Here is a 15,037-nt window from a genome sequence, read left to right as displayed (position 1 = left end):
ACCGGGACAGATGATCAAACAACTCGCACTCGGTGCCGCCCTCGCCCTTGCGCCGGTCGCCAGCTTTGCCGCCGGTGGTGGCGAGCAGCATATCGAGGACTTTGCGTTCTCGTTCGAAGGCCCCTTCGGCACCTATGACCAGCACCAGCTGCAACGCGGCCTGCAGGTCTATACCGAAGTCTGCGCCGCCTGCCACGGCATGCGCTATGTGCCGCTGCGCACCCTCGCGGATTCGGACGGTGTCGGCTTTTCCGACGACGAGGTACGCGCCTATGCCGAGCAGAACTTCGAAGTGTTCGACGCCGAGCTGGACGATTTCCGTCCGGCCACGCCGACCGATCACTTTCCGGCAAACGACGCCGTTGGCGCGCCGGATCTCAGCCTGATGGCCAAGGCACGCGCCGGGTTCCACGGCCCCTACGGGCTGGGCCTGAACCAGCTCTTCAAGGGCATGGGCGGTGCGGAATACATCGCCTCGCTGCTGTCCGGCTATACCGGCGAGCAAAAGGAAGAGGCCGGCTCGATCCTGTATGAGAACACCGCCTTCCCCGGTGGCTGGATCTCGATGGCGCCGCCGCTCTCGGACGAACAGGTCGAATATGCCGATGGCCACTCCAACACCGTGCACCACATGGCGGAAGACGTATCCGCCTTTCTGATGTGGGCCGCCGAGCCCAAGATGATGGCGCGCAAACAGGCCGGTTTTGTCGGCGTGCTGTTCCTGACCATGCTGTCGGTGCTGCTCTACCTGACCAACAAGCGTATCTGGGCCCCGATCAAGGGCAAGAAATCCGCCTGATCCGGGACAACCGGTTCAAACAATCAACTCCCGCATCCCGGTGCGGGAGTTTTTTTATGCCCATCCACGCCCGTTGCCCGGCACGTACGAGGGCCAGCGGATTTGCCTAGCCCGCCCCACCCCGGTCTTGCGGATGACGGGGTTGCGGCTATCATCCGCACCTGCCGCAAATAAGGAACCACCATGCCCAAGAAACTCGCTGCCGGAAACTGGAAGATGAACGGGACAAGCGCCTCTCAAACCGAAGTCACCGCGTTGTGCGGCGGTATCGAACAGGTCAGTTGCGACGTGCTGCTCTGCCCCCCGGCAACGCTGGTTGCGCCGATGGCGTCCTGGGCGGCGGGATCGACCCTGTCCGTTGGCGGGCAGGATTGCCATGCCAATGCCACGGGGGCGCATACCGGCGACATTTCCGCGCCGATGCTGGCGGATGCCGGGGCCAGCCATGTCATCCTGGGCCATTCCGAGCGGCGCGCGGATCATGGCGAAACCGACGACCTGGTGCGGGCCAAGACCCAAGCCGCTCATGCCGCCGGGCTGATCGCGGTGGTCTGTGTCGGTGAAACCGAAGAGGAACGCGATGCCGGTCGTGCCCTTGATGTTGTCGGCGCGCAGATCGCCGGTTCGCTGCCCGGTGGCGTCACCGGTGCCAATACGGTCATCGCCTATGAACCAGTCTGGGCCATCGGCACGGGGCGGACACCGACGCTGGACCAGATCGGCGAAATGCACGATTTCATGCGCGATGTACTGGCCCGCCAGCTTGGCGATCAGGGCAGGGAGCTGCGCCTGCTTTACGGCGGATCGGTCAAGCCCGGCAACGCCGCCGAGATTTTCGCGGTGCCGAACGTGGATGGCGCGCTGGTCGGGGGCGCGTCGCTCAGGGCGGCGGATTTCCTGGGCATCATCCGGGCGCTTGACGCGGCCTGATGCCTGCCGCCCGCCGCGCATCAACGCGGTGGTCAAATTCGGCGGAACCCGGTATGTGGGCAACAAATCCGACGGTGCCATCCGATTGGCATCGCACGGTCCGACTCCGCTGTGCGCAGCGCGTCGGACCGGATCATCGGCACCGCCAACCGCACCGGCCCCGGGCACAGGAGAACAGCAAATGACACCCATTCTTGATCAACTCAGGGACATGACCGTCGTGGTCGCCGATACCGGCGAAGTCGAGGCGGTCAAGGCCCACGCACCGGTTGATTGCACCACCAACCCCTCGCTGGTTCTGGGCGCGCTCAAGGACCCGGCCTCCGAAGCACTGGTCGCGCGCGAGATCGAAGCGGGGCAAAAGGCCGGGCTTAGCCCCGAAGCGGTGTGCGACGCGCTGACCGTGGCGGTCGGGACCGAATTGGCCGCCCTGGTCCCCGGCCGTGTTTCGACCGAGGTCGACGCCTGCCTGTCCTTTGACACCGACGGTTCGGTGGCGCGTGCGCGCAACATCATCGCCGACTATGCCGCGCGCGGCGTAAACAAGGACCGCATCCTGATCAAGCTTGCCTCGACCTGGGAAGGCATCCGCGCCGCCGAGGTGCTTCAGGACGAAGGTATCGACTGTAACCTGACGCTGCTGTTCAGCCTTGCACAGGCGGTTGCCTGCGCCGATGCCGGTGCCTTTCTGATCTCGCCCTTCGTTGGCCGGATCACCGACTGGTACAAAAAGGCCGAGGGCGTCGAAACCTATGCGCCCGACCAGGACCCCGGCGTCAAATCGGTGCGCCGGATCTATGCCTATTACAAGGCCAATGACATCGACACGGTGGTGATGGGCGCGTCGTTCCGCAGCACCGAACAGATCAAGGCATTGGCCGGTTGCGACCGCCTGACCATCGCGCCCAAGCTGCTGGATCAGCTCGGCAGCGAAACGGGCAGCTTGCCTCGGGCCCTGTCACCGGACAGTGCCGGCGAGGTGGCCAAGATCGCGATGGACGAGAAAACCTTCCGCTGGGAGATGAACAGCGACGCGATGGCGACCGAAAAGCTCGCCGAGGGGATCCGCAATTTCGACGCCGACCACAAGAAGCTGATCGCCCTCATCGGCGACCGCATGGGCTGAGGCCCGCTGCCAGTCAGCCGGTGCCCAGCAGGATGGCACCGGCCCGGTTGCCCGCCTCGACCGCTTCATGCGCCGCCGCGCAATCGGCAAGCGGAAAGACCCGCTCGACAGGACAGCGAAGCGCGCCCTCGCTCAGGGCGCGGTTCAGCCGGTCGATAGTTGACCTGCGCTCGGCGTCGCCGAGCAGGTAGATCAGCGCGATCTCGATGGTCACCGCCTTGAACAACAGCGGGTAAAACGGCAGCACCGGCTCCATTTCAAGCGCCGATCCATAGGCGCAGATCGTGCCGTTCTCGGCGATCACCTCGGTATCCGCCGCGATGTTCCGGCCAAATTCCACCTCGACGATGCGATCTATGGGCTGCCCGGAATTGGCGGCGAGGATCCGCGCGCCCAGATCGGGTTCCGCGTAGTCGATGACCACATCGGCCCCGGCTTCGCGCGCGCGCTCGGCACCGGATCCGCGTGCGGTGGCAATGACGCGCGCGCCCCCCCATTTGGCCAGTTGCACCGCCAGCAATCCGACCGTGCCCGCCCCGCCCTGAACCAGCAGGGTCTTGCTCGCAACGTCGCCACCGCTGAACACGGTAAAGGCCGCGGTCAATCCGGGAATGCCCAGAACCGCGCCGGTCTCAAAGTCCACATTGTCCGGCAGCTTCACCGCCTGATCCTGTGGCAGGGTGATCTGGCTGGCCGCCGTGCCAAAGGCCCGCCGCCATTGCCCGTTCCAGATCCAGACCCGCTCGCCGACGCGGGCGGGATCGACACCGTCGCCCGCCGCGCTGATCACGCCGGAACCGTCGCTATGCGGGATCACCAGCGGAAAGGGCGGCCTGGTCACGCCCGGGCGGGTTCCGGCGCGCGCCTTGACGTCGGACGGGTTGACGCCAGAGAACATCAGATCGACCGTCACCTCGCCAGCGTCTGGGCGCGGGGTATCGACATCATCCAGCCGGAGCACATTGCGCGCCGAGCCGAACCGCTCATATGTAATGGCTTTCATGTGGCGATCCTTTCGGCTTGCTTCACAGGGGATGACGGGATGCACCATAGCGCCCCCGCCCGCCGCGTCGAGCGCGGAATGCCACACCTGTCAGATGATGGGCTCAGTCGCGGATCTCGTCCGGGGCCACGCCCCACAGGTCTTCCTTGGCGGCCCAGCCGCGATAGCCCCCCGCGCTGATCTGGCACCAGTCGGGCCCGCAGGTTCCCAACCGCGCCACCACGCCCAGTTCGAACGCCGCCTTGATCGGTGAACCCGGATCCGGGCGCGCATGGACGGCAAGCATGTCCTTTTCAACCAGCACCGTGCGCACCCCGGACAGCAGCGCGTAATGCACCCAGCCGCCCGCGCCATCGCGGTCCTGAACCCGACGCCAGTGACCATGCTCGGCGGTGATCTGAACCGGCATGTCGCGCCGCTTGAAAACCCAGTCGATCCGGTGGGTCAGGGATGGGCCGCGCCGCACATTGCCTTCGTTTGCCTTCATCGAAACATAGCGCGGGATCGGCAGGTTGGTGACCGCTCCCCGCTCGGGCCCGCCCTGGGCCATGCCGGCCCCGGCGGTCATCACGAATGCCAGACACACCGCCCCGCAAAGACGTCGCATCGAATCCTGAAATGTCACGTTTCGTCTGCCTGCTCTCAAGAAAACTGCCGAGTGTTTTTCGCGTGGGGTTCTTGTGCCCCGATGCTTACTGCGCCACCATGACACGGCGCAAAGCGATTTGGAAAGCGGCGGGAGAGACAGAGTGCCAAGAGAACGTCTGAGTGTTGTTGTAACGCGACGGTTGCCCGAGCAGGTCGAAACCCGGCTCAGCGAATTGTTCAATGTCAGGCTGCGCGACGACGACACCCCCATGTCCCGTTCGGATCTGGCCGAGGCGATGCGCGATGCGGATGTGCTGGTGCCGACCGTGACCGACGACATCGACGCGCGGCTGATCGGACAGGCGGGCGAGCGGCTCAAGCTGATTGCCAATTACGGCGCGGGCGTCGACCATATCGACGTGGCCACCGCCCGCCAGCGCGGCATCCTGGTCAGCAACACCCCCGGCGTGCTGACCGATGACACCGCCGACATGACCATGTCGCTGTTGCTCGCCGTGACCCGCCGTATCCCCGAGGGGCTGGCTATCATGCAAAAGGGCGAATGGCAGGGCTGGGCCCCCACCGCGTTGCTTGGCGGGCGCGTGGGCGGACGGCGGTTGGGTATTCTTGGCATGGGCCGGATCGGACAGGCGGTGGCCCGCCGCGCCGCGGCCTTTGGCATGCAGGTGCATTACCACAACCGCAAACGCCTGCGCCCCGAGATCGAGGAAAAATACGAAGCGACCTATTGGGAGAGCCTTGACCAGATGGTCGCGCGGATGGACGTGATCTCGGTCAATTGCCCATCCACGCCCAGCACCTTTCACCTGATGAATGCGCGGCGGCTCAAGCTGATGAAACCCGATGCGGTGATCGTCAACACCAGCCGGGGCGAGGTCATCGACGAAAACGCGATGACCCGGATGCTGACCGCCGGAGAACTGGCGGGGGCGGGGCTGGATGTCTATGAACACGGCACCGATGTGAACCCCAGGCTGCGCGATCTGCCCAATGTGGTGATGCTGCCGCATATGGGCTCGGCCACGCTGGAAGGGCGGATCGAGATGGGCGAAAAGGTCATCATCAATATCAAGACCTTCGAAGACGGTCACCGCCCGCCCGACCAGGTGGTGCCCTCCATGCTCTGATAGGTGCGGAGCTTTGTCGCCCTTGCCGTTCCCGACCCGCTGCGCGATGCGCTTATTTCGGTTCAGGCGCTTTTGCCGCTGGGCCGACCCGTGGCGCGCGAGAACCTGCACCTGACGCTGGCCTTTCTGGATGACCAGCCTGAGGAAAGGCTCCGGGACCTGCACGGCGAGCTGCAAGCCTTGCAGGTGGCGGAATTCGAAACCAACCTTGCGGGCCTGGGCTGTTTCGGCGGTGACAAGCCCCGGCTGATCTTTGCGGATGTGGTGGACAACCCCGCGCTGGACGCGTTGCATCGCAAGGTTCTGGGCGCAGCACGGCGCGCCGGGATCACCATTGCCCGCCGACGGTTTCACCCGCATGTCACCCTGGCCCGTTTGCGTCCCGGCGCCGGTGGAGCCGACCGCATCGCCGCCGCGATCGCCGGTCTCGGCGATGTGCAATTCCCCATGATGACGGTCAGGTCCATGTCGCTGTTCCACTCTGACCTGCGGCCCGCCGGACCGATCTATCACGAACTCGCCCGATATGATCTGAGCTAGGGGTATTGCAGCCAGAGGTTGCGCGCGTAAGGTGGACCAAGGAGGATCCATCATGAGACGCACCCTTATCTGCCTGGCCCTGGGCACGGTTCTTGGCCTGCCCGCCATTGCCCAGGAAACCGCCGACAGCGTTGCACCCGAGGGCGCGTCCAGCGCCGGTTTCGCAGGCGGTTCCGCCACAGTGCAGGCCGCGCTTGCCGCCAGGAACGGCAACCAGCCGGTCAAGGCCGACACCTGGATGGTCGCCGCCGCGAATCCGCTCGCGGTTGAGGCCGGGGCCGAAACCCTGCGCGCCGGTGGCAGCGCGGCGGATGCGATGGTCGCGGTTCAGACCGTACTGGGGCTTGTCGAGCCGCAATCCTCGGGGATCGGCGGCGGGGCGTTCCTTGTCTGGTATGACGCGGCCAGCGATACGCTGACCACGCTGGACGGGCGCGAAACCGCGCCGCTCGCTGCGACGCCAAGGCTGTTTCAGGATGAGAACGGCGAACCGCTCAAGTTCTTTGACGCTGTCGTCGGCGGCCGTTCGGTCGGCACACCGGGCACGCCCGCCTTGTTGGCAGAGGCCCATCGCCGCTGGGGCCGTACACCGTGGCCATCGCTGTTCGGGGCGGCCATCGGCCATGCCGAGGACGGGTTCGCCGTGTCACCGCGCCTTGCGGAGTTGATTGCCGGTGATGCCGAGCGCCTTGGCCGTTTCCCGACCACTGCCGCCTATTTCCTGCCAGAGGGCGCGCCGTTGCAGGCGGGGCAGATGCTGCGCAATCCCGACTATGCCGACACGTTGCGGGCGCTGGCCTCGGGCGGTGCCGATGCGTTCTATACCGGGCCGATTGCCGCCGACATTGTCGCCACCGTGGGCAACGCGCCGGGCAATCCCGGTGTCCTGTCCCAGCTGGACCTGTCGATCTACCAGGTGCGCGAACGTGCGCCGGTCTGTGCCGAGTACCGCGCGCATGACATCTGTGGCATGGGCCCGCCATCATCCGGTGCGCTGACCGTCGGGCAAATCCTTGGCATGCTGGAACCCTATGATCTTGGCGCACTCGGGGCGGACAATGCCGAGAGCTGGCGCCTGATCGGCGATGCCAGCCGCCTCGCCTTTGCGGATCGGGGCCGGTACATGGCCGATAGCGACTATGTTCCCGTGCCGGCACAGGGGCTGGTCGATCCCGATTACCTGAAACAGCGCGCCGCGTTGCTGGGCGGGGATGATGCCCTGCCGGAAACCGCGCCGGGCACACCGGAATTCGATCACGCGCTCTGGCTGGCGGATGACGAGTCGATCGAACTGCCCTCGACCTCGCATATCTCGATTGTCGATCAGTATGGCAATGTGCTGTCGATGACGACGACCATCGAAAACGGATTTGGGTCGCGGCTGATGGTGCGGGGCTTCCTGCTGAACAACGAATTGACCGATTTTTCCTTCCGCAGCCATCGCGATGGCGTCCCCATTGCCAACCGTATCGAGCCGGGCAAACGGCCGCGCTCTTCCATGGCGCCGACCATCGTGATGAAAGACGGCAAACCGGTGCTGGCCATCGGCTCGCCGGGCGGCAGCCGGATCATCGGATATGTCGCAAGCGGCATCATCGGCTGGCTCGATTGGGGGCTGAACATTCAAGAGGCACTGTCGCTGCCCCATGCGGTCAACCGGTTCGGCACCTATGATCTGGAAGACGGCACAGACGCCACCGCGCTGAAGGAACCGCTCGAAGCGATGGGTTACGAGGTCAACCTGCGCGATCTGAACTCGGGTCTGCACGCCATCGAGATCACCGCCGACGGGCTGCTGGGCGCGGCTGACCCCCGGCGCGAGGGCATTGCCATCGGTGAATAGCCCGGCACTTGTGGGCCGCCGCAAACTGCGCCAGATGTTCGGATGAACAGCAAGAGGTGACATCATGGTTCAGGCCACCGACCTGCCCCGCAACGAAGACGGCATTGCCGCCGCGTTGGGCATTCTCAAGCAGCGCTTTGGCGACCGGGTGCAGACCGGCGCTTCGATCCGCGAACAACACGGGCATACGACGACCTGGATCAGGAACCAGCCGCCCGACGGGGTGGTGTTCCCCCGATCCACCCAGGAGGTTGCCGAGATCGTCAGGATTTGCGCCACCCACAAGGTGCCGCTGATCCCGTTTGGCGTGGGCACGTCGCTTGAGGGGCATGTGAACGCGCCGGCGGGTGGCATTTCGATGGATATGGGCCAGATGGCCGAGATCCTCGCGGTCTATCCCGAGGACCTGAACTGTGTCGTGCAACCTGGCGTCACCCGTGAACAGCTGAATACCCATCTGCGCGATCAGGGGCTGTTCTTTCCCATCGATCCCGGTGCCAACGCCACCATTGGCGGCATGGCCGCAACCCGCGCCTCGGGCACCAACGCGGTGCGCTACGGCACGATGAAGGACAATGTGCTGGCGCTGGAAGCGGTGATGGCAAATGGCGACATCATCATGACCGCGCAACGGGCCAAGAAATCCTCGGCCGGCTATGATCTGACCCGGCTTCTGGTCGGCTCGGAAGGAACGCTGGGCGTGATCACCAAGATCACCCTGCGGCTTCAGGGCATACCCGAGGCAATGTCTTCGGCGCGTTGTTCGTTCGAGACGGTCGATGCCGCCTGCCGGGCGGTGATGGCGACGATCCAATACGGTGTGCCGGTAGCGCGGATGGAGCTGCTCGATACCAGGTCGGTCGAGGCGGTGAACGCCTATTCCAAGCTTGATTTGCCGGTGTCACCGCTGCTGCTGCTCGAATTTCACGGATCGGAAAACAGCGTTGCCGAACAGGCGGCGACCTTTGGGGACATTGCCGAAGAGGTGGGCGGCACCGGCTTTGAATGGACATCCAATACCGAAGAGCGCAACCGGCTCTGGCAGGCGCGGCATGACTATTACTGGGCGACACTCCAGGTCAGCCAGGGCAAGAGCGCCATTGCCACCGATGTCTGTGTCCCGATCTCGCGGCTTGCGGAATGCGTGGCCCGCAACAACGAGATGATTGCGGAATTCGGCCTGATCGGGATGGTGGTTGGCCATGTGGGTGACGGGAATTTTCACACCACGTTGCTGATCGACATGGACGATCCCGAGGAAGTCGCCCGCGCCGATCGGTTTGTCGGCAAGCTGAACGAACTGGCGATCTCCATGGATGGCACCTGTACCGGAGAGCATGGGATCGGACAGGGCAAGCGCCCCTACCTGACACGGGAACTGGGCCAGAGCACGGTTTACATGGCCGCGATCAAGACGGCGTTCGACCCTGACAACATCCTGAACCCCGGCAAGGTTCTGCCGGGTTAATCACGGCACCCGCGGCCTCGGCTCTGCGTGGACATGCTCCCAGACGGCGCTCATCACCACCGAGCCTTCGCCGACCGAAGAGGCAACCCGCTTGACCGACCCGGCCCGCACATCGCCCACCGCGAATATGCCGTGGGTCGAGGTCTCGAATTGCGAGCCCCCGCCATTGCCGGGACCGGTCAGCACGAAACCGCGATTGTCGAGCGCCACATGCGGTTCAAGCCAATCGGTATTCGGAGCCGCCCCCGCCATGATGAACACAGCGCGGCAATCGATGTCGCGCGACTGCTCCGCCGATTTGTCACGCACGGTGACGCCATCCAGACGGTTCGCCCCGCCCAGCCGTTCGATTTCGGTATTGTAATGCACCGACACGCGCGGATCGGCATCCAGACGGTTTCGCAGATAGCTCGACATCGACGCCGCGAGGCTGTCGGACCGCACGAGCAAATGCACATGGCGCGCGCGCCTGCTGAGATACATCGCGGCCTGACCGGCGGAATTGCCGCCACCGACGACAATGGCATCGGTCCGGCTGCAAAACCGCGCCTCCATCTCGGTGGCGGCATAGAACACCCCGGCCCCTTCGAATTCCACAAGCCGGTCGAGCGGCAGTTTCCGGTACTGCACCCCGGTCGCCACGATCACCGCGCGCGCGCAGATTTCGCGCCCCGTGGACAGCCGCGCACAAAACAGCCCGCCCTGCCGCTCCAGCGCCTCGACCCGTACCGGCATGGCAAACCGGGTGCCGAATTTCATTGCCTGCACTTCGCCGCGCCAGACCAGGTCGCCGCCGGAAATGCCGGTGGGAAACCCCATGTAATTCTCGATCCGGCTTGAGGTGCCGGCCTGCCCGCCAATGGCGATATCCTCGACCACCACCGCCGAGAGCCCCTCGGCCCCGGCATAGACTCCGGCCGCAACCCCCGCCGGGCCGCCACCGACAATCAACACGTCAATCACCTCGTCCGCGCCAAGCGTCAGTTCGAGCCCCAGCACACGGGCGAGTTTCTCCGGGCTGGCCTCCTCGATCACCTCGCCGGCAAAAACCACGGCGGGTTGCTGACCCGCCACATGGCAACTGGCGCGTTCGGCATCGGCATCCGGGCTCTCAAGGTCGATCAGCTGCGCGGCAATCCGGTTGCGCGAAGCAAACTGGGCAATCCGCTGGATCTCGGGGTCCACGTCGGCCCCGATCAGCTTGAGCACCGTGTGGCCATGCTCGACATTGCCCCGGCGACGGGCGGCGAACACCGTCAGGATCACGTCGCTCATCTCGGGGATGCGCGCCATCAGCTTCACCAATTCGGTGTTGCTGACCACGATCACCCGGGTCTCGGCACAGGCCTGCATCTGGAACATCGACGCAGCCCCGGACAGCATCCCGATTTCGCCGGTGAACTGCGATGGCCCCATGGTGGCGGCGATCATGCGCCCGCCGGACAGCGGATGCACCACCTCGATCTCGCCGCTTTCGATATAGTGGAACTCATTGATCGGCTCGCCGGGGCGGATGACGATTTCCCCCGCCGCATAGGTTCGCTCCTCGCCGATCCGGCGCAGGGCCGCAACGTGGTCGTCATGCAGCGGGGTACGCTGCATCTGAGCAAGGTCCTGGGCAAAGCTCTCCATGATGCGCCTCTCGTGTCGGTAAATCCGGGATCGGTTTCCGACCCCATGCCCCGGCAAATTCATCACGCCGGGGCAATCGGCGCAACGGCCATGGACCGGTTGCGCCGATATGTCCGATCAGACGTCGACGACCACCTTGCCAATCGCCTTGCCGCTGCCCAGCCTGGCATAGGCGTCACCCACCGCGTCCAGCGCAAAGGTCTGATCATCAAGCAGCGGCGTCAGCGCCCCGCCATCGACAATCGCGGCCAGCTTGGCAAGAATATCGCCATGCACCTGACGGTTGTGATCGTGCAGCATCGGCAGCAACATGAACACCACATGCAGCGTCAGCCCCCGAAAATGCGCAGGGGTCAGGTCGAGCTCAAGCAGCGACACCGTGGTAGACACATGCGCATTCAGCGCCGCGGCGGCAAAGGAATTGGTCAGATTGGCACCGCCAACCGTGTCGAACACCACGTCAAAACCGGCGCCACCGGTATGCTCGGCCACGAATTCATCGGTTTTCTGCTGCATGAAATCGATCGCCGTGGCGCCATGGCCCCGGATCACCGAGAGCTGTTCCTCGCCGGTTCCGGTGGCATAGACCTCGGCCCCGAAATGCCTGGCCAATTGCACGGCGACATGGCCGACACCGCCCGCGCCTCCCTGCACCAGGACTTTCTGACCGGCACCGACGCCCGCGCGGGTCAGCCCCTCATAGGCAGTGATCCCGACCAGCGGCAACGCAGCGGCCTCGCGCATCGACAAAGAGGTCGGCTTGTGGGCAATCAACCGCGCATCGGCCAGCATGTATTCGGCAAGCGCGCCCTGCAAATCGGCAAGACCGCCGGCACAGCCATATACTTCGTCGCCGACGGCAAAGCCTGTGACACCCGCGCCAACCTCTTCGATAACGCCGGCAAAATCCATGCCCAGAACCGCAGGCAGGGCCGGCGACAGCGGCAGGTCGGTGCCCATGGCCTTGATCATCGTGTCGATGGTGTTGACGCTGGTCGCCTTGATCCGGACAACCACATGCCCATCTCTGGCGACGGGGCGGGGCAGGTCGGCCTGGATGAAGGCGGCGTCGGGTCCGTATTCGGCAAGTGTCATGGTTTTCATCGGGTGATCCTTTCAACGATAAAGCTGCATTCTGAATACCCTGATTTGTTTTCCGTAAAATCAGGACAAATATGAGTTCAGTTTTCCGTTTTCCGATAAAATGACTGCGGCGAACCAATGCTGCGCGGACGTGATCCCAGGCTGCTCAACCTTCAACATCCCCGAATGTATCGATTTGTCTCGGATTGAGACGGTTTTTTGTTTGTTTGGTTTTGGCTTTGGATGGTGCGTTGTGTGGGTCTGTTTGTGGGGGGCATCGTTGGGTGGATGAGATTGCATTGCAGCAGGGAGGAGATTGCATGTCACCGACGCGGGATGAGCAGCATTGGATGTATCGCAACATGGTCACGAGCCGGCGGTTCGAAGAGGCCATTGCCAGGATTTACTTTGAGGGAAAGACACCGGTTTTCAACATGGCGAACGGCCCGATCCCCGGCGAGATGCACCTGTCTGACGGGCAGGAGCCGGTGGCGGTGGGGGTCTGCGCGCACCTGACTCCCGAGGACGTGGTCACGGCCACCCACCGCCCGCATCACCAGGCCATCGCCAAGGGCGTCGACCTTGACCGGATGGCGGCCGAGATCTTTGGCAAGGCCACCGGCCTGTCCGGCGGGCGCGGCGGCCATATGCATATCTTTGACGCCGACGTGAACTTTGCCTGTTCGGGGATCATCGCCCAGGGCATGGGCCCCGCCGTGGGGGCGGCATTGTCGCGCAAGATGCGGGGCCTGCCCGGCGTCGCCGTGGCCTTTGTCGGCGAGGGCGCGGTGAACCAGGGCGGCTGGCACGAGGCGATGAACCTGGCCGCGGTGTGGAACCTGCCCTTTGTCTGCGTCATCGAGGACAACGCCTGGGGCATCTCGGTGGCCAAGGAGACCTCGAGCGCGGTGGCCAACAACGCGGAGCGCGCGGCGGCCTATGGCATCCCCGGCAGGCGGATCGAGGGCAATGATCCCTACGCGATCCACCAGGCGGCGGGCGAGGCGATTGCCCGTGCCCGCGCCGGCGAAGGGCCAACGCTGCTGGAGGTCGAGACCTACCGGCTGGCCGGGCATTTCATGGGCGACGCCGAGGGCTATCGGCCCGAGGGGGAAAAGGACGCGCTGTTTGAAAAGGACCCGATCCCGGCGATGCGGGCGCGGATGCTCGCGGATGGTGCCGCCAGCGCCGACGAGCTCGACGGGATCGAGGCGGCAGCGGCGGCGCGGGTCGAGGCGGCCATCGCCTTTGCCCGCAACAGCGCCGACCCCGCGCCCGAGGATGCGCTCACCCGTGTCTTTGCCGCGTAACTGTCTGGGAGGAAACCACAATGACCAAGTCGAATGAAAGAAAACTGACCATCGCGCGCGCCATGGCCGAGGCCGTGGCCCAGGAGATGCGCATCGACCCGGACGTGTTTGTCATGGGCGAGGATATCGGCCCGCTGGGCGGGGTTTACGGCAACACGCGGGGGCTGATCGAAGAGTTCGGCGCCGAGCGCATCCGCGACACGCCGATCTCGGAAACCGCGTTCATCGGCGCCGCCGTGGGTGCGGCGCAGGACGGGATGCGCCCGGTTGTCGAGCTGATGTTCGTGGATTTCTTTGGCGTGTGTTTTGACGCGATCTATAACCTGATGGCCAAGAACACCTATTTTTCCGGCGGCAAGTTCAAGGTGCCGATGGTGCTGATGACCTCGACGGGGGGCGGCTATTCGGATGCGGGACAGCATTCGCAATGTGTCTATGGCACCTTTGCGCACCTGCCCGGCATGAAGGTGGTCGCGCCGTCCAACGCCTATGACGCCAAGGGCCTGATGACCGCGGCGATGCGCGACGACAGCCCGGTGGTCTACATGTATCACAAGGGGCTGCAGGGCATGGGCTGGCTGGGCACCGAGGCCGGGGCCACCGTGCATGTTCCCGAAGAGAGCTATACCGTCGAGATCGGCAAGGCCAAGGTCGTGCGCGAGGGCAAGGACGTGACCATCGTCAGCCTGGGCATGGGGGTTCACAATGCCCTCAAGGCGGCCAGGACGCTGGAGGCCCAGGGCGTCAGCGCCGAGGTCGTGGACCTGGTCAGCCTGGTGCCGCTGGACCGCGAGACCATCCGCGCATCGGTGGCCAAAACCGGGCGGCTGATCGTGGTGGACGAGGATTACATGTCCTACGGTGTCTCGGGCGAGATCATCGCATCCGTCACCGAGCATGACATCTCGGTCCTCAAGGCCGCGCCCAAACGGGTGGCCTTCCCCGATGTGCCGATCCCCTTTGCGCGGGTGATGGAGCAGTTCTGCCTGCCCGATCCCGACAAGATCGTCGCCGCCTGGGACGCGATGAAAGCCGCCTGAACCTCCCGCCACTCACACCGGCAAAGCAAGCAACGGGGCCGCCCCTGGCGTCCCCCGAACAGAAAAGGAATGTCAAATGGCCACCGATATCGTCATCCCCTCGGATCTATGGGAAGAAGATGAAGAATGTGTTATCACCGCATGGCTTGCCGATGACGGCGCCAGCGTCCAGGAGGGCGCGCTGATCGCCGAGATCATGACCGCCAAGGTGCAATACGAGATCCTCGCCCCCGCCTCGGGCACGCTGAAGATCACCGAAGAGGCCGATGCCGTCGTCGCCAAGGGCGCGGTCATCGGGGCGGTGGAATGACCAGGGTGGTGCCCCTCAAGGGCATGCGCGGCATGATCGCCGACGCCATGGTCAAGAGCCTGGCAACGGCGGCGCAGCTCACCCATCACGCCAGCGCCGATGCCTCGGCCCTGCTGGCGCACAAGGCGCGGCTGGCGGATGACGGGGTCAAGGTCTCGGTCGAAGACCTGCTGATGCTGGCGGTGGTGCGGGCGCTGAAAAAACACCCGGACGCCAA

General features: G+C 64.7%; 15 protein-coding genes. 11 read left to right on the top strand and 4 right to left on the bottom strand.

The annotated features are described in order from the left end of the window. The first annotated feature begins 10 nt into the window (after window positions 1-10). The 3 genes from ACP15R_RS20570 (at window position 11) to tal (ending at window position 2,855) form a co-directional block, all read left to right on the top strand. Window positions 11-799: a cytochrome c1 gene (locus ACP15R_RS20570; protein ID WP_424987937.1), complete on the top strand. Its 789-nt coding sequence runs from the start codon at window positions 11-13 to the stop codon at window positions 797-799. A 183-nt stretch (window positions 800-982) separates the two neighbouring features. Next, window positions 983-1,729, top strand: coding sequence for a triose-phosphate isomerase (tpiA, locus tag ACP15R_RS20565; protein WP_424987936.1), 747 nt, complete (start codon window positions 983-985; stop codon window positions 1,727-1,729). A gap of 181 nt (window positions 1,730-1,910) precedes the next feature. Continuing rightward, on the top strand, window positions 1,911-2,855 hold the full coding sequence (gene tal / locus ACP15R_RS20560) for a transaldolase (RefSeq protein WP_424987935.1): 945 nt from the start codon (window positions 1,911-1,913) through the stop codon (window positions 2,853-2,855). A gap of 13 nt (window positions 2,856-2,868) precedes the next feature. Here tal and ACP15R_RS20555 read toward each other — a convergent pair whose 3' ends face one another. Beyond that, window positions 2,869-3,858, bottom strand: coding sequence for an NADPH:quinone reductase (locus ACP15R_RS20555; RefSeq protein WP_424987934.1), 990 nt, complete (start codon window positions 3,856-3,858; stop codon window positions 2,869-2,871). A 103-nt stretch (window positions 3,859-3,961) separates the two neighbouring features. Further along, window positions 3,962-4,483 (bottom strand): SH3 domain-containing protein, encoded by a 522-nt coding sequence (locus ACP15R_RS20550; RefSeq protein ID WP_424987933.1) that lies wholly within the window; start codon window positions 4,481-4,483, stop codon window positions 3,962-3,964. A gap of 124 nt (window positions 4,484-4,607) precedes the next feature. Between ACP15R_RS20550 and ACP15R_RS20545 the strand changes: the two genes are divergently transcribed. From ACP15R_RS20545 to ACP15R_RS20530, 4 genes are all read left to right on the top strand, one after another. After that, window positions 4,608-5,594 carry a 2-hydroxyacid dehydrogenase gene (locus ACP15R_RS20545; protein ID WP_424987932.1) on the top strand — a complete coding sequence of 329 codons (987 nt, stop codon included), beginning with the start codon at window positions 4,608-4,610 and terminating at the stop codon, window positions 5,592-5,594. A 3-nt stretch (window positions 5,595-5,597) separates the two neighbouring features. Next, window positions 5,598-6,134: an RNA 2',3'-cyclic phosphodiesterase gene (thpR, locus tag ACP15R_RS20540; RefSeq protein ID WP_424987931.1), complete on the top strand. Its 537-nt coding sequence runs from the start codon at window positions 5,598-5,600 to the stop codon at window positions 6,132-6,134. Between the two features lie 52 nt (window positions 6,135-6,186). Next, window positions 6,187-7,977 (top strand): gamma-glutamyltransferase, encoded by a 1,791-nt coding sequence (ggt, locus tag ACP15R_RS20535; protein ID WP_424987930.1) that lies wholly within the window; start codon window positions 6,187-6,189, stop codon window positions 7,975-7,977. Between the two features lie 64 nt (window positions 7,978-8,041). Next, the gene (locus tag ACP15R_RS20530) at window positions 8,042-9,445 is read left to right on the top strand and encodes an FAD-binding oxidoreductase (RefSeq protein ID WP_424987929.1); all 1,404 of its coding nucleotides are present in this window, start codon (window positions 8,042-8,044) and stop codon (window positions 9,443-9,445) included. Here the strand turns inward: ACP15R_RS20530 and ACP15R_RS20525 are convergent, their stop codons facing one another. Together ACP15R_RS20525 and ACP15R_RS20520 are read right to left on the bottom strand one after the other, a co-directional pair. Then, on the bottom strand, window positions 9,446-11,077 hold the full coding sequence (locus tag ACP15R_RS20525; RefSeq protein WP_424987928.1) for an FAD-dependent oxidoreductase: 1,632 nt from the start codon (window positions 11,075-11,077) through the stop codon (window positions 9,446-9,448). It abuts the gene before it with no gap. Between the two features lie 117 nt (window positions 11,078-11,194). Continuing rightward, window positions 11,195-12,181, bottom strand: coding sequence for a zinc-dependent alcohol dehydrogenase family protein (locus ACP15R_RS20520; protein WP_424987927.1), 987 nt, complete (start codon window positions 12,179-12,181; stop codon window positions 11,195-11,197). A 299-nt stretch (window positions 12,182-12,480) separates the two neighbouring features. On the opposite strand from ACP15R_RS20520, the gene ACP15R_RS20515 reads away from it, so the two are divergent. From ACP15R_RS20515 to ACP15R_RS20500, 4 genes are all read left to right on the top strand, one after another. Then, window positions 12,481-13,470: a thiamine pyrophosphate-dependent dehydrogenase E1 component subunit alpha gene (locus ACP15R_RS20515; RefSeq protein ID WP_424987926.1), complete on the top strand. Its 990-nt coding sequence runs from the start codon at window positions 12,481-12,483 to the stop codon at window positions 13,468-13,470. Window positions 13,471-13,490: 20 nt separating this feature from the next. After that, window positions 13,491-14,510 (top strand): alpha-ketoacid dehydrogenase subunit beta, encoded by a 1,020-nt coding sequence (locus ACP15R_RS20510; RefSeq protein ID WP_424987925.1) that lies wholly within the window; start codon window positions 13,491-13,493, stop codon window positions 14,508-14,510. Between the two features lie 76 nt (window positions 14,511-14,586). Beyond that, entirely contained in the window at window positions 14,587-14,820 is a 234-nt protein-coding gene (locus ACP15R_RS20505) for a biotin/lipoyl-containing protein (RefSeq protein ID WP_424987924.1), read from the top strand. Beyond that, a partial coding sequence (locus tag ACP15R_RS20500) for a 2-oxo acid dehydrogenase subunit E2 (protein ID WP_424987923.1) occupies window positions 14,817-15,037 on the top strand: 221 nt, incomplete at its 3' end. The genes ACP15R_RS20505 and ACP15R_RS20500, both read left to right, overlap by 4 nt.

This window comes from Microbulbifer sp. S227A (genome assembly GCF_049800935.1).
This window is presented reverse-complemented; position numbering and strand designations above follow the sequence as displayed.

What these genes read in the sequence shown, in the direction of transcription:
- ACP15R_RS20525 (WP_424987928.1), bottom strand. Translation starts at nt 11,077, where the DNA reads ATGGAGAGCTTTGCCCAGGACCTTGCTCAGATGCAGCGTACCCCGCTG.
- ACP15R_RS20515 (WP_424987926.1), top strand. Translation starts at nt 12,481, where the DNA reads ATGTCACCGACGCGGGATGAGCAGCATTGGATGTATCGCAACATGGTC.
- ACP15R_RS20530 (WP_424987929.1), top strand. Translation starts at nt 8,042, where the DNA reads ATGGTTCAGGCCACCGACCTGCCCCGCAACGAAGACGGCATTGCCGCC.
- tal (WP_424987935.1), top strand. Translation starts at nt 1,911, where the DNA reads ATGACACCCATTCTTGATCAACTCAGGGACATGACCGTCGTGGTCGCC.
- ACP15R_RS20510 (WP_424987925.1), top strand. Translation starts at nt 13,491, where the DNA reads ATGACCAAGTCGAATGAAAGAAAACTGACCATCGCGCGCGCCATGGCC.
- ACP15R_RS20555 (WP_424987934.1), bottom strand. Translation starts at nt 3,858, where the DNA reads ATGAAAGCCATTACATATGAGCGGTTCGGCTCGGCGCGCAATGTGCTC.
- ACP15R_RS20505 (WP_424987924.1), top strand. Translation starts at nt 14,587, where the DNA reads ATGGCCACCGATATCGTCATCCCCTCGGATCTATGGGAAGAAGATGAA.
- ACP15R_RS20520 (WP_424987927.1), bottom strand. Translation starts at nt 12,181, where the DNA reads ATGAAAACCATGACACTTGCCGAATACGGACCCGACGCCGCCTTCATC.
- tpiA (WP_424987936.1), top strand. Translation starts at nt 983, where the DNA reads ATGCCCAAGAAACTCGCTGCCGGAAACTGGAAGATGAACGGGACAAGC.
- ggt (WP_424987930.1), top strand. Translation starts at nt 6,187, where the DNA reads ATGAGACGCACCCTTATCTGCCTGGCCCTGGGCACGGTTCTTGGCCTG.
- ACP15R_RS20570 (WP_424987937.1), top strand. Translation starts at nt 11, where the DNA reads ATGATCAAACAACTCGCACTCGGTGCCGCCCTCGCCCTTGCGCCGGTC.